Origin of the sequence: Vibrio sp. B1-2, from assembly GCF_963888445.1 — a bacterium.
Taxonomy (GTDB): Bacteria; Pseudomonadota; Gammaproteobacteria; order Enterobacterales; family Vibrionaceae; genus Vibrio; species Vibrio anguillarum.
On the sequence record NZ_CAWPJH010000041.1, the window covers coordinates 178,616 to 195,781 of the forward strand.

A 17,166-nucleotide genomic window follows, 5' to 3' on the forward strand; every position below is an offset into this window, starting at 1 on the left:
AGCCAACATCGCAGCAACTTCAAGTTAGAAAGGGGATAGCAATCTCACGCACTATCGGATATAGCTAATACTCGAGACAATGGACGTTGCCCTTTCGTTGTCCCCAGATAAAGCAGGAACCCCTCAATAAAAGTCAGTTTATTGAGTTTAATTAAGTAAGGAAACCGTCATGACCACTCGCAAGCCAGCCACCATCGCCGTTAGAACCGGTATTGAATCCGACTCTCAATATCATGCTGTTGTGCCTCCAATTTATCTTTCGACAAATTATAGCTTTCCTGCGTTTGGTGAAGTGCCTAAATACGATTACACACGCTCTGGCAACCCAAATCGAGGTCTGCTCGAAAAAGCGTTGTTTGAACTCGAATCGGGTCAAGGCGCAGTGGTGACTAACTGTGGCACTTCGGCGCTGAATCTATGGGTTTCCGCCTTTTTAAGTCCTGACGATCTGATCGTGGCCCCGCATGACTGTTACGGTGGCACATATCGCCTGTTTAATACACGCGCCAAAAAAGGCGATTTTAAGACACTCTTTATTGATCAATCCGATCCAAACGCTTTGCAGGCCGCTTTGGCGAAAAAACCCAAATTGGTACTCATTGAAACCCCATCCAACCCATTAGTTCGCGTGGTAGATATTGCTGATATTTGCCAACAAGCACACGCCGTCGGTGCATTAGTGGCGGTTGACAACACCTTCTTAACGCCAGTCTTCCAAAAACCATTAGAGTTGGGCGCAGATTTTGTCATCCACTCCACCACCAAATTCATCAACGGCCACTCCGATGTGATTGGCGGAGTTGTTATCACCAAAACAGAGCAGCACGCTGAAGAGCTAGCATGGTGGGGTAACTGCCTTGGCTCAACGGGAACCCCTTTTGATAGCTATATGACGCTGCGTGGCATTCGTACCTTAGGCGCAAGAATGCGCGTCCATGAGGAGAGCTCACGCGCCATTTTGGACTATCTGCAAAGCGAAGCCTTAGTTAAGGTCATTTATCACCCGAGTTTGCCAGAGCATCCTGGCCATGAGATAGCGAAAAAGCAGCAATCTGGCTTTGGCTCTATGCTCAGTTTTGAGTTTGCGGGCAGCTTTGAACAGCTCAAATATTTTGTCTCTCAGTTAACATTATTCTCACTGGCAGAATCATTAGGAGGCGTGGAGAGCTTAATCTGCCACCCCGCTTCGATGACTCACCGAGCGATGGGCGAAGAAGCGTTGGCCGAAGCTGGTGTTTCACAGCAGCTATTACGCCTATCGGTCGGCTTAGAAGATGCCCAAGATTTGATTGACGATCTCGCGCAAGCCTTTGCTAAAGCGAAGGAGGCCTATTAATGACTGCCCTACGTCAATTGCACAAGTTTGGCGGTAGCAGCCTTGCCGATCCTGAATGCTACAAACGGGTCGTTAATATCTTAAAAGAGTATTCTCAAGCTGATGATTTGGTGGTGGTTTCTGCCGCAGGAAAAACCACCAATCGTTTAATCGAATTTCTCGACGCTCTCAATAAAGATGGCCGAGTGGCTCATGAGAACTTGCAATCGGTCCGTCAGTACCAAATCGATTTAATCAACGCGCTGCTCGATGAAGATGCAGCGCAGCCGTTCATCACTTTACTCACCAACGAAATTCGCACTTTGGGTCAGCTTTGCGCGCCCCTATCGCCAGCTCAACAAGCGGCGGTACTTGGCCATGGTGAAGTGTGGTCATCACGCTTATTGGCGGCGTTACTCAATCAACATAATCTTGCGGCTGTGGCACAAGACGCCCGCGAATTTCTTCGCGCGCAAGCAGGCACACAACCGGAAGTGGATCGCGCTCGCTCCTACCCTTTGCTGAAAGAAATTTTGGCACAACACGCGCATCACCGAGTGATCATCACAGGCTTTATGGCTCGCAGTGAACAAGGTGATACTGTGCTACTTGGGCGCAATGGTTCCGATTACTCCGCCACTATGATCGGTGCACTTGCGGAAGTAAACCGGGTAACGATTTGGAGTGATGTGGCCGGTGTTTATAGCGCCGACCCGCGTATTGTCAGTGATGCCTGTTTACTGCCGCTACTGCGTTTGGACGAAACCAACGAGTTAGCGCGCCTTGCCGCCCCAGTATTACACAGCCGAACTTTGCAGCCCGTGGCGCAAAGCACCATGGATTTGCACTTGCGCTGCAGTTATCAACCCGAAGCAGGATCGACTCGTATTGAGCGTGTATTGGCATCGGGACGCGGTGCCAAAATCATTACTTCACTTGATGATGTGCTGTTGGTTGAGCTTAATTTTGCTCACGGGCATGACTTCCAGCGCCTACAAAACGATGTGCTGCGCAGCTTGCGTCGTGCTCAACTCGAACCGCTAGCTTTCGATACTCAAGCCGATCAACACCAACTGCGCCTTGCCTATACTGCTGAGATTTCAGGTGGAGCCCTAGCCCATCTGCAAGATGCCGCTTTTGAAGCGGAAATTAAACTCAAAGAAGGCTTTTCATTAGTGGGGGCTGTGGGTGCGGGAGTGACGAAAAACCCCAATCACTGCTACGGCTTTTATCAACAGCTACGTTCATCACCGATCGAGTTTATCTGTGAAGCCGAATCTGGGCTGAGTTTAGTTGCGGTACTGCGTAAAACGCCGATCACCCCCTTAGTGGTGGGTATGCACAACCAACTATTTCAGGCGCAAAAACGGGTCGCACTGGCACTGTGTGGCAAAGGCAACATTGGTTCGAGTTGGTTAAAACTCTTTGCTGAACAAAAATCAGAGTTAGAAAAACGCCATGGCATGAACTTCGAGTTGGTCGCAGTGGTCGATAGCCAAACCTATTGGTTTGATGAGCAAGGGATTGATGCGGCATCGGTTTTAAAGCATTTTGACGATGAAGCGATTGCCAGTGAGGGAATGGCTTGGCTACAACGATTAAGCAATATTCAAGGATATGACGAAGCGGTTGTGCTCGATGTAACCGCAAGCAAAGAACTGGCTGATCACTATCTCAGCATTGCTGAAAATGGGATGCACCTCATCTCAGCGAATAAAGTCGCGGGCTCTTCCTCTAGCGTCGATTACCACCAAATAAAAGAAGCGTTCGCGAAAATTAGCCGCCATTGGCTCTACAACGCGACGGTTGGCGCAGGCTTACCCATTAACCACACGGTACGTGATTTGCGTGAAAGCGGTGATGAAATCGTCGCCCTCTCTGGTATTTTCTCTGGCACTTTATCTTGGTTATTTCAGCAATTCGACGGCTCAATACCGTTTAGCGAACTGGTCGATTTAGCATGGCAACAAGGACTTACCGAGCCTGATCCGCGCAGCGATCTGGATGGTTCAGACGTAATGCGCAAACTGGTGATCCTAGCCCGTGAAGCGGGATTACATATCGAACCGGAAAATGTCAAAGTTGAATCACTGGTTCCTGATGAGCTCAAGCACCTTTCACTGGATGACTTTTTAGACAAAGGCCAACTGCTGAGTGAAAAATTAGCAGAGAGACTAACCAAAGCACAACGTGAAGATAAAGTGCTACGCTATGTCGCAAGGCTTGAGAAAAATGGCAAAGCAACGGTGGGGGTTGAAGCTTTAGAGCGTGAACACGCTTTGGCTAACCTTTTACCTTGTGACAACATTTTTGCTATCGAGAGTAAATGGTATCGCGATAACCCGTTAGTGATTCGTGGCCCGGGCGCTGGTAGAGAAGTGACAGCAGGAGCTATCCAATCGGACCTCAACTTGCTGTCAAGCTTGCTGTAACACTCCAGCTTATTCCAGATTAAGGGGCCACTAGGCTCCTTAATTTAACTGCGAAAGGATGATATTAGGTCATGCATACCGAGGTTGAGCATGACTTGAAGGTCACTCACAATCAACATGAATAATATTCATAATTACAGTGTTGACATTAAATGCTATTCAATACATTCTGTGGACATATAGACGTCTAAACGTCAACTTAAGGAATGATAGATTGGCGGAAGAACGCCACAGGGAGAAATAAAATGGGATACACGCACGCCGGTCATATTGATGCACTCAACCAGAACGTGGCTGAGCTATCAGATAATATCAATGTCTCATTTGAGTTTTTTCCACCCAGCTCAGCGCAAATGGAAGAGACATTGTGGAATTCCGTTCACCGTTTAAAAACCCTACAACCTAAATTTGTTTCTGTGACTTACGGAGCAAACTCTGGCGAGCGCGACCGCACCCATTCGATCATTAAAGAGATTAAAGATCAAACTGGCCTTATTGCAGCACCGCACCTCACTTGCATTGATGCCTCTCGCGATGAGCTGATTCAGATTGCCGATGACTACTGGCACAACGGCATCCAGAACATAGTTGCACTGCGTGGCGACATCCCCGCTGGTGGCGGCAAACCAGAAATGTATGCTTCCGACTTAGTTACTCTACTCAAATCTCGCCATGATTTTGATATTTCTGTCGCGGCATTTCCAGAAGTCCACCCTGAAGCGAAAAGCGCGCAATCCGATCTGGTCAATCTAAAACGCAAAATTGATGCAGGTGCAAACCGCGCAATTACTCAATTCTTTTTTGATGTTGAAAGCTACTTACGATTTCGCGACCGCTGCGTAGCTGCTGGTATTGATGCTGAAATTGTACCGGGCATTCTACCGGTATCAAACTTTAAACAAGCTTCTCGCTTTGCCGCGCAAAACAACGTTAAAGTCCCCGGATGGATGGCGAAACAATTTAATGGATTAGATGATGACCCAACCACACGCCAGCTCGTGGGTGCAAGCCAAGCAATTGACATGGTTCGCATTTTAAGCCGTGAAGGTGTCAAAGACTTCCATTTCTATACGCTCAATCGCGCTGAAATGACCTACGCATTGTGCCATACGTTGGGCGTAAGACCGAAAGCATAAACTTTCTCTGCACTCATAACGCTATTATTGGTAAATGTTGCTCGTGATAAAACGCGATGATTGATTAAAAGCAACGCCGACTTGATGTCGGCGTTGTGGTATCACTTAAGTGTGCAGATTATTCCACGTCGTCCATTTTACCAAGTAAGCTACGAATACGATCTTGCCATGCATTCTGCTCTTGCTCCATTTGTTGCGCTTTTTGCTCAAGCTCTTCACGCGCTACTTTTAGCTCATTCGCTTCATTCACGAGCTGCTGTTTCTCTTCTTTAAGCTCTTCCACTTCCATTTGTAGAAGTGCGATGGTGTCAACTGCGGTTTGAATTTTTGCTTCTAGTAGTTCTAATACTTCAAAAGACATGGTGCATACCCTTAGTTATTCGGTTGAGGTGAACAAAATTTCACTTATTGGTTCATTCTACTCAGCACAGCGCTCAGAAACACTCACTATATGCAAATTTTCTCGCTATTTGGCTAAAAAATCGGCTCAACTTAACCGTCAACTCACTTAAGCGCCAAACCTAGGCCGAAAAACACTTTATCTAGCCATGGATTTGCTCAATTTGAGGCTTAGCTTTGATCAAGTGCAACCCTTGTGAACTAAAAAAGCAAACGTTTACTATTTGATATGCTAAAATTCCCGCCGAAATTTCCTATTCCCTTTTCTTTGGAGCTAGCATGAAACGCGATTTAGCAATGGCATTCTCTCGAGTCACTGAAGGTGCCGCACTGGCAGGTTACAAATGGCTTGGCCGAGGCGATAAAAATGCGGCCGATGGCGCAGCGGTAGAAGTCATGCGCAACCTACTCAATAAAACCGACATCCAAGGTGAAATTGTAATCGGTGAAGGCGAAATTGACGATGCTCCAATGCTCTACATTGGCGAGCTTGTTGGCCTTGGTGGCGATGCGGTTGATATCGCAGTGGATCCTATTGAAGGTACGCGCATGACGGCAATGGGCCAGTCAAACGCATTGGCTGTTTTGGCGGCTGGCGAAAAAGGCAGCTTCCTTAAAGCACCTGATATGTACATGGAAAAATTGGTGGTTGGCCCCGGAGCTAAAGGGTGCATTGACCTCAATAAGCCTTTAAAAGAGAATTTAGAAAATATCGCCGCCGCGCTGAATAAACCATTAGACACTCTAGTTGTGATCACCTTAGCGAAACCTCGCCATGATGCCACCATAGCGCAGATGCAAGAGATGGGTGTTCGCGTGTTTGCTGTGCCAGATGGCGATGTCGCCGCCTCGATCCTAACTTGCATGCCTGATAGTGAAGTCGACGTGATGTACTGCATCGGCGGTGCACCTGAAGGAGTGGTTTCAGCCGCGGTCATCCGAGCTCTAGATGGTGACATGCATGGCCGTCTACTACCACGTCATGAAGTCAAAGGCGATACGGAAGAAAACCGCATTTACGGTGCAAAAGAGTTAGCTCGCTGCGCGGAAATGGGTGTCGAAGCTGGCGTAGTGCTGAAAATGGAAGAGATGGCCCGCAGTGATAACGTCATTTTCTCAGCTACTGGTATCACCAAAGGGGATCTGCTGGAAGGTATTACCCGCAAAGGCAACATCGCCACCACAGAAACGCTATTAATTCGTGGCCGCTGTCGTACCATTCGCCGTATTAAATCAATTCACTACTTAGAGCGCAAAGACCCAGAAGTGCGCGCGATCATTTTGTAATCCGCCAGTGCTTTGCTCTGTTTTATTTTAACGACAAAGCATAGAGAGACAAAAAAGACCGCAATGCGGTCTTTTTTACTTAATCACTTTATACCGAGATGGAAGAAGTGATTAGAATAACTCTTCAGCCACTTTATACAAATCAGTGCGAACTGGACGCTTCATATTTTCAATTGCGTCGATAATATCGTGGTGAACCAACTGCTCCTTCTGAATACCAACACAACGACCACCGTGGCCATCAAGCAGTAAATGTACCGCAAAATTACCCATGCGTGACGCAAGAACACGGTCAAACGCCGTCGGGCGACCACCGCGTTGAATATGACCCAGCACGGTAGCGCGAGTTTCACGTCCCGTTGCTTTTTCAATTTCTTTCGCCAGTTGGTTAGCATCCATCATCAACTCAGTCAGTGCAATAATGGCGTGTTTCTTACCTTTCTTAATACCGTCTTGAACATTTGCAATCAGTTGCTCCATATTCAGGCCAGTTTCAGGGGTGATGATGTATTCACAACCGCCTGCAATCGCCGACATCAGAGTCAAATCACCGCAATGACGACCCATAATTTCAACAATAGAAATACGTTGATGAGAAGAGGAAGTATCACGTAAGCGGTCAATCGCATCGATAACCGTATTCAATGCCGTTAAGTAGCCAATGGTGTAATCGGTACCAGCAATGTCGTTATCAATCGTGCCTGGTAAACCAACGCATGGAAAACCCATTTCGGTCAGCTTTTTCGCACCCATGTAAGAACCGTCACCGCCGATGACAACTAAAGCATCAATACCATGTTTTCTTAGGTTTTCGATCGCTTTTTCACGTACTGCGACTTCACGAAATTCAGGGAAACGCGCAGAACCTAGGAAAGTACCACCTTTATTGATAACGTCAGAAACGCTTGAACGATCCAATTTTTTAATGCGATCTTCATAAAGACCAAGGTAGCCATCGTAAATACCAAATACTTCCAAATCAGCACCGAGTGCCGTACGAACAACACCACGGATTGCTGCGTTCATGCCAGGTGCGTCACCGCCACTAGTCAAAACACCGATCTTCTTAATCATGCTCACCCTCGATTTTTTGGGAACTTAATACTAATTTTTTACGCTGTCCGTTAGCGATAAAACCGACAGCAAAATCTTTCTAATCTGTGCATAATGTTACCTTTCCTAAAGAGGAATACTACTGTTATTTGCACGAAATTATGTAAGTTTGCTACTTATGTAAGAGTATTACAGTTTTGAGTTAATGCTTTGTTGATTCATATCAGAATCAGGCTTATTTATTGTTCTTAAAAAGATAGTTAATAAGCGCGTTTTTGTCGCTACCACCCTTGTGATTTTTGCTTTTTTTCTGGTCCAAACACCACAGAATAAGGATCTTGGTGGATTAATACATCAGCTCCAGGGAAAGCCTCGAGTAGCTTATCTTCCACCTCATCGGAAATGCGATGCGCCTCAATCAAGCGGATATTGTCATCTAGTTCCAGATGTAACTGAATGAATCTTACAGGTCCAGACATGCGAGTTCTTAATTGATGCACACCCAACACACCAGCCACAGAAAGACATTCTGTGCGGATTTGCTTCAATTCCTCATCAGGTAACTTACGATCCAATAAGGTCTGAATGGCCTCTTGCACCATACGAAAAGCGCTGTAAAGAATATAAACGCCAATGCCGATCGCAAAGATGGCATCGGCCTGTTTAAAGCCAAACCAGCTCAATATAAGCGCGATCATAATCGCCGCATTCATGAACAGATCGGTTTGGTAATGCAATGAATCCGCGGCAATGGCTTGGCTGCCCGTTTTTTTCACGACATGCTTTTGGAACAACACTAAGCCAAAAGTCACTAGCATTGCAAACAGGCTGACATAAACGCCATATTCAGGAGAAGTTAATTCGTGTGGGCGGAAAAAACGGTCAACCCCATTGAGGATAAGAAAACAGGCCGAGCCTGAAATGAACATCGCTTGGGCAAGAGCCGCAAGCGATTCCGCCTTACCATGACCAAAGGCGTGCTCTTTATCTGCGGGCTGCAGTGCGTAACGCACCACAATTAAATTGACCACGGAAGCGGCAATATCAAGTAAGGAATCAATCAAGGATGCGAGTAGGCTGACCGAGCCAGTAACCCACCAAGCGATCACTTTTACTATCAGCAACAATGAGGCTACAAGGGTTGCTGTCCAGGCAGCAAGCGTAACAAGGCGTGCGTATTCTTGTTTCATATCACTAAAATCAGCTTGAGAATGAGCAGGTAGTATACCTTCTCAAATTAAGAATGAATATGACACAAAAATGAACAGGCCTCACCCGAGGCCTATTATCAATGATTAGCGGTTATCAATGACTAGCTATTTTTTTTCATGTGCTTAGGACCATTTTCCATGCACTTCTGCATGCGATCTTGTTGTAGCGTTTGCAGTTTTGCTTTTTGTTCCGGAGTTAGCACACTCATCATGTCATGACGTTTTTCTAGCATCTTGACACGGTGAGCGACCTGTTGATCGACCATCTCTTTGGCTAGTTCATTTGCCGCTGCCGCATCAAAGTTCTCAGCGAGCACGAGAGCCTGTACTTTGTCATGGTGCGCTTTCATTTTCGCTTGGCGTTGACCTTTGTGCTCACCCTTCATCGCTTCGCGATTCGCCTCACGCATTCCTTTCAACTTTGCTTGTTGATCAGACGTCAAATCAAGCTGCTGCATCATGCCGCGATCAAAACCGCCACACTCATCATTTGGGCCTTTATGCTGCTCTTTACCACCAAATGCAAAGACGCTTGCTGTGCTAAGAGTCAGAGGAAGTATCACCGCCGCAAGTACTAATTTTTTTGCCATTTTCATCATCTATTCCTTCACTAAGTGGATTCTAACAAGCTGTATTCACAGCGCTTGAGTGTAGAATAGGGCCTGTACGGTAAAGCAACGTATAGTGAGCGTAAAGAATCGTAAAGAGCTTACCGCTCACTGAATATCTTGCCTATTTCGCAGTAAACTGTACCCATAACTTCCCCAACGACGAGGCGACACATGGCGCATATTCTTCTGATTGATGATGATACTGAGCTCACCAGCTTACTAAAAGAAGTCTTGAGCTATGAAGGCTTCGATGTCTCTGAAGCGAATGATGGAGAGAGCGGGCTCGCGGCCATTCATGATCGCATTGATCTTGTCTTACTCGATGTAATGATGCCTAAACTTAATGGGATGGAAACGCTGAAAAAGTTACGTGAAAACTGGCATACCCCGGTATTAATGCTCACCGCCAAAGGAGAGGAGATCGATCGCGTCATCGGTCTAGAACTCGGCGCGGATGACTATTTACCGAAGCCTTTCAGTGACCGAGAGCTGCTGGCACGCATTCGCGCGATTTTGCGCCGAACCCAAACCAGCAATGGCACCAAACATAATGAAGTCATTGAGTGCCAAGATATTCAAGTATACCCCAGCAAGCAGGAAGCCTATTGCCAAGGGCAATTGCTGGACCTTACCACCACGGAATTTGCCTTGCTGACTCATTTTGTGCAAAACCCAGGCGAAACCTTAACTAAAGAAGCGCTCAGCCTTGATGTTCTAGGAAAACGGTTGGCGGCCTTTGACCGCGCGATTGATATGCACGTCTCGAATTTACGCAAGAAATTACCTGAGCGTGTCGATGGTAAATCACGGATTAAAACGCTGCGTGGTCGTGGCTACCTCATGATTCTGGAGGATTAATGCGCCTACCTAAAATCAACAGCCTTTATGGCAGAATTTTTGCCATTTTTTGGTTTACGATGCTGCTGGTGCTGATCGCAGTATTAGCACTGCCGCACCTTGATCCTCGTAAAACCCGTGATATACCTAGCGATGAATACCAACGTCTTACACACTTAAAACAAAAAATAGAGAGTATGTTTAAAGATGAGCATGAACTCACACGCATCCTCTTTCGTTTAGAAAGTAGCAGCAACAAGCGTGGTGAAGGGCACATGCGCGAGAAGAACGGCACTCCACAATTCTTTATCACAACGCCAGATGGCACAATTCTCACCACCAAAACTCAAGCCGACTTTAAGTTTAAAGCACTCCAAAATTTCGTGACCAGCATTGAATCCATTGATAAGCCACAACAGAAGCTCTATGGCCGTTATATGATTTCAGGTCCATTGCCAATTACCCTTGCTAAGCAAGATCTACTCATGTTTGTCGGTATTCGCTGGAATGAGCCCCCCCCGTTCTTATTGCAACTATTTGACCGTCCGTTCGGCCTACTGCTTGCCGTGATGCTCGTCAGTACACCACTACTCTTATGGCTCGCATGGGCATTGAGTCAACCCGCCAGCCGCCTCGAGCAAGCCGCCAAACGGGTCGCTCGCGGCGAATTTGTGGTCGACCCAAGCTTAGAAAAAGGCACCAGTGAATTTCGCCAAGCAGGAAAAAGCTTTAACCAAATGGTAGAAGCCGTCAATCAGATGATTTCTGGCCAGCAGCGATTGCTGTCGGATATTTCACACGAGCTGCGCTCCCCTTTAACTCGACTGAGAATGGCCAATGCACTTGCCACTCGAAAACAAGGTAGCAGCTCAGAATTGGAGCGGATCGACACCGAAGCACAGCGTTTAGAGCAGATGATCGGTGAACTTCTGACGCTTTCGCGTATGCAAACCAATAGCCATCTCAGCCGAGAAACTCAACCGCTATCCAGTTTATGGGAGGAATTATTGAGTGATGCCCAATTTGAGGCCGAGCAGATGGAAAAAAGACTCACCTATAATGCGATTCCACCGCACACGATTTCCGGCACACCAAAACTGCTGATGAGCGCATTGGAAAACATTGTGCGTAACGCCATTTACTATGGCAAAGATGAAATCAATATTACCTTTTCGGTCGAAAAAGGCAGACTATCGGTTTGCGTGGAAGACAATGGTGAAGGCGTTCCCGAAAACGAGTTAGACGATATTTTCCGCCCCTTTTATCGTGTTTCCACTGCGCGTGATAGGCACAGTGGTGGTACAGGGTTAGGTTTAGCCATCACCGAAAGTGCCATTCGTCAACACAGCGGTACGATTCACGCAAGTCGCAGCCAATTAGGTGGGTTAAAAGTACAATTCACGCTCCCATTGGATAGTTAAATTCCACTTATGCCTATATTGCCAAATAACGGGTGACTTGTACTCAATAGGCTCGTCACCTTATACTTCCGGCCCACACTCCTTAAGAGCAGCTATACCATGTTTGATATCGCACTTTACGAACCTGAAATCGCCCCTAATACCGGAAATATTATTCGCTTGTGTGCCAATTGCGGCGCTAATTTGCATCTTATTGAACCGCTGGGTTTTGATCTAGAAGAGAAGAAAGTGCGCCGTGCAGGGCTTGATTACCACGATTTAGCGCGCGTAACGCGTCATGCCAACTTGGATGCCTTTATAGACTACCTCAATGCAGAGCGCGAAACGTACCGGATTTTTGCTTGTACCACTAAAACCACGGGGCACCACGTCGATGCGCAGTTTCAAAAAGGAGATGTGTTGATGTTTGGCCCAGAAACTCGTGGATTACCAGCGCAAGTCATCGAAAGCCTACCGATGACACAACGTATTCGTATTCCGATGATGGCAGAAGCTCGCAGTTTAAATCTCTCTAATGCGGTCGCTATTATTGCGTTTGAAGCGTGGCGTCAAATGGGCTTTGAAGGTGCGCAATAACAGCGCTAGTGTTCTAAAACGGTAGGAAGATAAATCACCAAATAGCAAAAAGGCCGCCTAGGCGACCTTTTTATTAATTCTAGATATTAGGCTAGATTACAGAACAGTTACTTGAGCTGCTTGTAGGCCTTTTTGACCGTTTTCTACATTGAAAGATACTTTTTGGCCTTCAATTAGAGTTTTGAAACCGTCAGAAGCGATTGCATTGAAGTGTACGAACACGTCAGCGCCGCCGTTATCTTGAGTAAGGAAGCCGAAACCTTTAGTTTCGTTAAACCATTTTACAGAACCAGTTGTTTTGTTAGACATAATGTGTCCCTTTTATTTAAATTCATAAAGTTATCGCGCTTATGCGCAATGCACTGATAGATTGAATTATTTAATGTTACTAATAAGGTAAGGGAAACACTGAGGACATCAACTTTTACGATGGGATTCTGAGAATTTACTTTTACTTTTATTTTTTGTTTCATTAATAACCCCTGAACAACAGAGCGAGGTAACTATATTCGCTAACGTTGCACTAAGCAATCTATTTCGGCATTTAATTTTTACAACTCAAAACAATAGAGTAAGAAACACCATAAAAAGTCTTTTATTTCAGCCTATTATGCTCATCATCTTTACGTTCAAATTCACCTTCGAAGGTTTTTCCCGTTTCAGATGGTTCAAAGTCACGATCAAATGGGGCTTTGTTATGACGGCTATCATCAAACTGCGCCTGAAAACGGCCTGATACACCATTCACCCCCACTTTATTCATCAAATAGTTGGCAAGCAAAGCCCGAGGCGCAGGCAATAGCACCACCATACCAAGTGCATCGGTCAAAAAACCCGGTACTAAAAGTAGCACACCCGCCACCGCCAGCATCACGCCCTCAATAATTTGCTGCGCAGGTAGCTCACCTTGGTGCAAACGGTGTTGAACGCTAAGTAAAGTTTGTATCCCTTGACTACGAACCAATGATGCACCAACAAATGCCGTAATCAGCACCAAGGCGATAGTTGGCCACATACCTAGCAAGCTGCCTACTTGGATAAAGAGACCAATTTCAATGATTGGCACAAAAATAAAAGCCAGAAGTAAGATTGGAAACACACGCCCTCCTTTGTTTATTGCTCTCACCTTACCGTCAACCACAGGCGACTACAACACTCAACGCTCAATCAAAGAGCACCACCTCGCAGCCTAAATGACTAAACAGAGCCAGTATCTATCTTAAAATAGACCGAATATTGGCTCTATCTGAAATCCATTCATTCGTTCATTTTGCTAACAAAACCTGAACAAATCGCATACCACACAGACAAATCCAACCGCCGGCATCACAACTATTTATCAACGCGATAACTGTTTTTAAAACCTAAAAATAACGCATGTGAGTGCGTATCAAATTTTCATAAAATATTGACCTAAAAGGTGATCCACTTACTATTTTTTAAATCTAGGTTGAGTATGATGTGCCACAGAAGTCAGGACGGATTTTCCAGCCTAAAATTCTGACGAATGGATTCTTAAACTGCAGAAATGGCTAATAATTTCACTAATTATCAGAATAATTCTCTAAGGATCCTGTTATGGCTACCCTATCAGAAACGACAGCTGCTACAGCTAACTCGGCCACTCGTATCGAAGAAGATCTATTAGGTCAACGTCACGTTCCTGCTGACGCGTATTACGGCATTCATACGCTGCGCGCTATCGAAAACTTTAATATTTCAAAATCAACCATTTCTGATGTGCCTGAATTTGTACGCGGTATGGTGATGACCAAAAAAGCCGCCACGCTAGCCAACAAAGAGCTCGGCGTCATTCCAAGCCAAGTGGCTAATTACATCCTCCAAGCGTGTGACTTGATCCTAGAAACAGGTAAGTGCATGGATCAATTTCCGTCAGACGTATACCAAGGCGGTGCCGGTACTTCCGTCAATATGAACACCAACGAAGTGATCGCAAACCTTGCTCTGGAATTGATGGGTAAAGAAAAGGGTCAGTACGAGTTCATCAACCCTAATGACCACGTTAATAAAAGCCAATCAACCAACTGTGCTTACCCTACCGGTTTTCGCATTGCGGTATACAACAGCATCCTGAAACTGATTGATTCTATTGCCTATCTAAAAGGTGCATTTGAGCTAAAAAGCCAAGAGTTCTCTGGCATTTTGAAAATGGGTCGTACTCAATTGCAAGACGCCGTACCGATGACCGTAGGTCAAGAGTTCCGCGCTTGGGCGGTCACCATTAATGAAGAGATCCGCAACCTAGAGTACACCTCTAAACTGCTGCTTGAGATCAACCTTGGCGCAACAGCGATCGGTACTGGCCTGAATGCGGCGCCGGGATATCAAGCGGCGGCAGTGAAACACCTTGCTGCGGTGACTGGCTTAGCTGTGGTACCAGCGGAAGATTTAATTGAAGCAACCTCTGACTGCGGTGCTTATGTTATGGCGCACGGCGCGCTAAAACGCCTTGCTGTGAAACTCTCTAAAATCTGTAATGACTTACGTCTTCTTTCATCTGGCCCTCGCGCGGGTCTAAACGAGTTGAACCTACCTGAACTGCAGGCTGGGTCTTCCATCATGCCTGCAAAAGTAAACCCTGTGGTGCCTGAAGTGGTCAACCAAGTGTGCTTTAAAGTACTTGGTAACGACAACACTATTTCCTTTGCCGCAGAAGGTGGCCAATTACAGCTAAACGTGATGGAACCTGTGATTGCACAAAGCATGTTTGAGTCAATTGAAATTCTTTCAAACGCCTGCATAAACCTTCGTGACAAGTGTGTTGACGGCATCACTGTCAATAAAGAAGTGTGTGAAGCTTACGTATTCAACTCTATCGGTATCGTGACTTACCTTAACCCATATATTGGCCACCATGAAGGTGACATCGTGGGTAAAATTTGTGCGGAAACGGGTAAGAGCGTACGTGAAGTAGTGCTTGAGCGAGGCTTACTCACCGCCGAAGAGCTCGATGACATCTTGTCCGTCGAAAACTTTATGCGCCCTCAGTACAAAGCGAAACGCTACGAATAATCAAAAAAGGCTCTGATTCAGAGCCTTTTTACTTTCTACAAGTTATTAAGTGAGAAAAAATTGCGTTACATCATGGCGCAAAGCATACCGTTCAATATCGCTGAACCTGTAGAATGACCCTATTTTTCATTATCTTTAGGAGTATAAGATGTTCTTAATTGAGTTCCTTATCGTATTAGGATGTATCCTAATTGGTGCAAGGATTGGTGGTATTGGGCTTGGTGTGATGGGCGGTATTGGCCTTGCTGTACTGAGCTTTGGATTTGGCATGCAACCAACCAGCCCACCGATTGATGTGATGTTAATGATCATGGCCGTGGTTGCAGCAGCAGCCTCAATGCAAGCGGCTGGCGGTTTAGATTATTTGATCAAAATTGCCACTAACATTTTGCATAAAAACCCTCGCCACATCACTTTCATCGCCCCTTTGGTAACTTACTTTTTTACAATGATGGCTGGTACAGGTCACGTGGCCTATTCAGTACTGCCCGTTATTGCTGAAGTGAGCCGTCGCAGTGGTATTCGTCCAGAACGTCCTTTAGGTATGGCGGTGATCGCGTCACAATTTGCGATTGTAGCTAGCCCAATTGCGGCCGCCGTCGTGGCGTTAGTCGCCTTCTTAGAACCACAAGGCATCACGCTAACGGATGTGTTGATGATCACCATCCCAAGTACCATTCTTGGTTTGGCTTGTGCGTGCTTATTCGTCAATAAAATCGGTGTTGAACTGAAAGACGACCCAGAATATCAACGTCGCTTGCAAGACCCAGAATTTCGCGCAGAGATGGAACAAGAAGTATCAATTGCTGATATTCAAATCACGCCACAAGCGAAAAAATCGGTCGGGCTATTTTTGTTCGGTGCCATTGTGGTGGTGGTGATGGGTGCATTGCCTAGCTTGCGCCCACAATTTAACGGCTCAGCCATGGGGATGGCGCACACGATTGAAATCGTGATGCTGTCTATCGCGGCGCTGATCATTTTACTGTGCAAACCTGACGGCAACGCCATCAGCCAAGGTTCCGTATTCCATGCAGGTATGCGTGCCATCGTGGCGATCTTCGGTATCGCTTGGTTAGGTGACACCTTCATTGCCGGCCATGGTGCCATGGTCAAAGAAGCGGTCTCTGGCTTAGTGGAAGTCGCACCATGGACATTCGCGTTCGCGTTATTTGCTCTGTCGGTGATGGTCAATAGCCAAGGCGCAACAACAGCCGTGTTAGTCCCTGTTGCAATAACCTTGGGTTTGCCACCAGCCATTATTATTGCGGTTTTCGTTGCCGTTAACGGTTACTTCTTCATTCCAAACTACGGCCCTATCATCGCATCTATCGACTTTGACCGGACTGGTACCACTCGTATTGGTAAGTATATTTTCAACCACAGCTTTATGCTCCCTGGCTTGTTAAGCATGGTGTTTAGTATTGGTTTTGGTTTGTTGTTCTCCAATATTTTGATGTAATCTCTACTATTGTTATAAGGGAGCTTTGGCTCCCTTTTTATTTGTCATGTATAAAATATTGATACATATCAATAAAGCAATAAATAATTACTTCTCTTCACTCATTCAGCTTAATGAATAAAATTTCAATATATTTACCCTACAACGATTATCCGCCTATATCCATGTCTTAGAATAAAAATCGTAAGAATATAATTCCATTATTTACACTCAATTACCCTAAATTAAATCCCCTAAAAAAATGGTGTGTAACTCGGTACTATTGTTTTGTGAAGCAAGACAAAGTTACGCTTTAAAACTCACCTTAGAATTTATACAGATATCTGAGCAAGTGAGCATTTATGTTCACTTAATAATAATTAAAACTTTTCATTTAACGTATTTAATTGAAGT

General features: G+C 45.7%; 15 protein-coding genes. 9 read left to right on the forward strand and 6 right to left on the reverse strand.

Going from position 1 to position 17,166, the window contains the following annotated elements:
- Window positions 1–169 precede the first annotated feature (169 nt).
- The 3 genes from AACQ75_RS14110 (at window position 170) to metF (ending at window position 4,883) form a co-directional block, all read left to right on the forward strand.
- The gene (locus tag AACQ75_RS14110; RefSeq protein WP_017049224.1) at window positions 170–1,336 is read left to right on the forward strand and encodes an O-succinylhomoserine (thiol)-lyase; all 1,167 of its coding nucleotides are present in this window, start codon (window positions 170–172) and stop codon (window positions 1,334–1,336) included.
- Window positions 1,336–3,747 carry a bifunctional aspartate kinase/homoserine dehydrogenase II gene (locus AACQ75_RS14115; RefSeq protein WP_170888862.1) on the forward strand — a complete coding sequence of 804 codons (2,412 nt, stop codon included), beginning with the start codon at window positions 1,336–1,338 and terminating at the stop codon, window positions 3,745–3,747. Before AACQ75_RS14110 ends, AACQ75_RS14115 begins: the two co-directional genes overlap by 1 nt.
- Window positions 3,748–3,992: 245 nt before the next feature.
- Window positions 3,993–4,883 carry a methylenetetrahydrofolate reductase gene (metF, locus tag AACQ75_RS14120; RefSeq protein WP_017043191.1) on the forward strand — a complete coding sequence of 297 codons (891 nt, stop codon included), beginning with the start codon at window positions 3,993–3,995 and terminating at the stop codon, window positions 4,881–4,883.
- 118 nt (window positions 4,884–5,001) lie between these two features.
- Here metF and zapB read toward each other — a convergent pair whose 3' ends face one another.
- Window positions 5,002–5,244, reverse strand: coding sequence for a cell division protein ZapB (gene zapB, locus AACQ75_RS14125; RefSeq protein ID WP_010318338.1), 243 nt, complete (start codon window positions 5,242–5,244; stop codon window positions 5,002–5,004).
- Between the two features lie 317 nt (window positions 5,245–5,561).
- On the opposite strand from zapB, the gene glpX reads away from it, so the two are divergent.
- Window positions 5,562–6,569 (forward strand): class II fructose-bisphosphatase, encoded by a 1,008-nt coding sequence (glpX, locus tag AACQ75_RS14130; RefSeq protein ID WP_013855841.1) that lies wholly within the window; start codon window positions 5,562–5,564, stop codon window positions 6,567–6,569.
- A gap of 111 nt (window positions 6,570–6,680) precedes the next feature.
- Here glpX and pfkA read toward each other — a convergent pair whose 3' ends face one another.
- The 3 genes from pfkA to AACQ75_RS14145 form a co-directional block, all read right to left on the reverse strand.
- Complete coding sequence (gene pfkA, locus AACQ75_RS14135) at window positions 6,681–7,643, reverse strand: 6-phosphofructokinase (protein WP_026027886.1); 963 nt, start codon at window positions 7,641–7,643, stop codon at window positions 6,681–6,683.
- A 260-nt stretch (window positions 7,644–7,903) separates the two neighbouring features.
- Window positions 7,904–8,812 carry a CDF family cation-efflux transporter FieF gene (gene fieF / locus AACQ75_RS14140; RefSeq protein ID WP_010318335.1) on the reverse strand — a complete coding sequence of 303 codons (909 nt, stop codon included), beginning with the start codon at window positions 8,810–8,812 and terminating at the stop codon, window positions 7,904–7,906.
- A gap of 122 nt (window positions 8,813–8,934) precedes the next feature.
- On the reverse strand, window positions 8,935–9,432 hold the full coding sequence (locus AACQ75_RS14145) for a CpxP family protein (RefSeq protein WP_017049227.1): 498 nt from the start codon (window positions 9,430–9,432) through the stop codon (window positions 8,935–8,937).
- A gap of 183 nt (window positions 9,433–9,615) precedes the next feature.
- On the opposite strand from AACQ75_RS14145, the gene AACQ75_RS14150 reads away from it, so the two are divergent.
- From AACQ75_RS14150 to trmL, 3 genes are all read left to right on the forward strand, one after another.
- Window positions 9,616–10,302 (forward strand): response regulator, encoded by a 687-nt coding sequence (locus AACQ75_RS14150; protein WP_013855837.1) that lies wholly within the window; start codon window positions 9,616–9,618, stop codon window positions 10,300–10,302.
- Complete coding sequence (gene cpxA / locus AACQ75_RS14155; RefSeq protein WP_013855836.1) at window positions 10,302–11,702, forward strand: envelope stress sensor histidine kinase CpxA; 1,401 nt, start codon at window positions 10,302–10,304, stop codon at window positions 11,700–11,702. The genes AACQ75_RS14150 and cpxA overlap by 1 nt, the downstream gene beginning before the upstream one ends.
- 99 nt (window positions 11,703–11,801) lie before the next feature.
- A complete protein-coding gene (gene trmL / locus AACQ75_RS14160) occupies window positions 11,802–12,278 on the forward strand; it encodes a tRNA (uridine(34)/cytosine(34)/5-carboxymethylaminomethyluridine(34)-2'-O)-methyltransferase TrmL (protein ID WP_170888863.1) in 477 nt (158 codons plus the stop codon).
- Between the two features lie 96 nt (window positions 12,279–12,374).
- On the opposite strand, the gene cspE is transcribed toward trmL, so the two are convergent.
- Complete coding sequence (cspE, locus tag AACQ75_RS14165; RefSeq protein WP_013855834.1) at window positions 12,375–12,587, reverse strand: transcription antiterminator/RNA stability regulator CspE; 213 nt, start codon at window positions 12,585–12,587, stop codon at window positions 12,375–12,377.
- A gap of 286 nt (window positions 12,588–12,873) precedes the next feature.
- The gene (locus tag AACQ75_RS14170) at window positions 12,874–13,377 is read right to left on the reverse strand and encodes an FxsA family protein (RefSeq protein WP_339605555.1); all 504 of its coding nucleotides are present in this window, start codon (window positions 13,375–13,377) and stop codon (window positions 12,874–12,876) included.
- A 479-nt stretch (window positions 13,378–13,856) separates the two neighbouring features.
- Here AACQ75_RS14170 and aspA point away from each other — a divergent pair, with 479 nt between their 5' ends.
- The gene (gene aspA, locus AACQ75_RS14175) at window positions 13,857–15,311 is read left to right on the forward strand and encodes an aspartate ammonia-lyase (RefSeq protein WP_017042195.1); all 1,455 of its coding nucleotides are present in this window, start codon (window positions 13,857–13,859) and stop codon (window positions 15,309–15,311) included.
- Window positions 15,312–15,459: 148 nt separating this feature from the next.
- On the forward strand, window positions 15,460–16,773 hold the full coding sequence (locus AACQ75_RS14180) for an anaerobic C4-dicarboxylate transporter family protein (protein ID WP_017042196.1): 1,314 nt from the start codon (window positions 15,460–15,462) through the stop codon (window positions 16,771–16,773).
- Window positions 16,774–17,166: the final 393 nt, after the last annotated feature.

What these genes read in the sequence shown, in the direction of transcription:
- AACQ75_RS14110 (WP_017049224.1), top strand. Translation starts at nt 170, where the DNA reads ATGACCACTCGCAAGCCAGCCACCATCGCCGTTAGAACCGGTATTGAA.
- zapB (WP_010318338.1), bottom strand. Translation starts at nt 5,244, where the DNA reads ATGTCTTTTGAAGTATTAGAACTACTAGAAGCAAAAATTCAAACCGCA.
- AACQ75_RS14150 (WP_013855837.1), top strand. Translation starts at nt 9,616, where the DNA reads ATGGCGCATATTCTTCTGATTGATGATGATACTGAGCTCACCAGCTTA.
- trmL (WP_170888863.1), top strand. Translation starts at nt 11,802, where the DNA reads ATGTTTGATATCGCACTTTACGAACCTGAAATCGCCCCTAATACCGGA.
- glpX (WP_013855841.1), top strand. Translation starts at nt 5,562, where the DNA reads ATGAAACGCGATTTAGCAATGGCATTCTCTCGAGTCACTGAAGGTGCC.
- cpxA (WP_013855836.1), top strand. Translation starts at nt 10,302, where the DNA reads ATGCGCCTACCTAAAATCAACAGCCTTTATGGCAGAATTTTTGCCATT.
- metF (WP_017043191.1), top strand. Translation starts at nt 3,993, where the DNA reads ATGGGATACACGCACGCCGGTCATATTGATGCACTCAACCAGAACGTG.
- AACQ75_RS14115 (WP_170888862.1), top strand. Translation starts at nt 1,336, where the DNA reads ATGACTGCCCTACGTCAATTGCACAAGTTTGGCGGTAGCAGCCTTGCC.
- aspA (WP_017042195.1), top strand. Translation starts at nt 13,857, where the DNA reads ATGGCTACCCTATCAGAAACGACAGCTGCTACAGCTAACTCGGCCACT.
- cspE (WP_013855834.1), bottom strand. Translation starts at nt 12,587, where the DNA reads ATGTCTAACAAAACAACTGGTTCTGTAAAATGGTTTAACGAAACTAAA.
- AACQ75_RS14180 (WP_017042196.1), top strand. Translation starts at nt 15,460, where the DNA reads ATGTTCTTAATTGAGTTCCTTATCGTATTAGGATGTATCCTAATTGGT.
- pfkA (WP_026027886.1), bottom strand. Translation starts at nt 7,643, where the DNA reads ATGATTAAGAAGATCGGTGTTTTGACTAGTGGCGGTGACGCACCTGGC.
- fieF (WP_010318335.1), bottom strand. Translation starts at nt 8,812, where the DNA reads ATGAAACAAGAATACGCACGCCTTGTTACGCTTGCTGCCTGGACAGCA.
- AACQ75_RS14145 (WP_017049227.1), bottom strand. Translation starts at nt 9,432, where the DNA reads ATGATGAAAATGGCAAAAAAATTAGTACTTGCGGCGGTGATACTTCCT.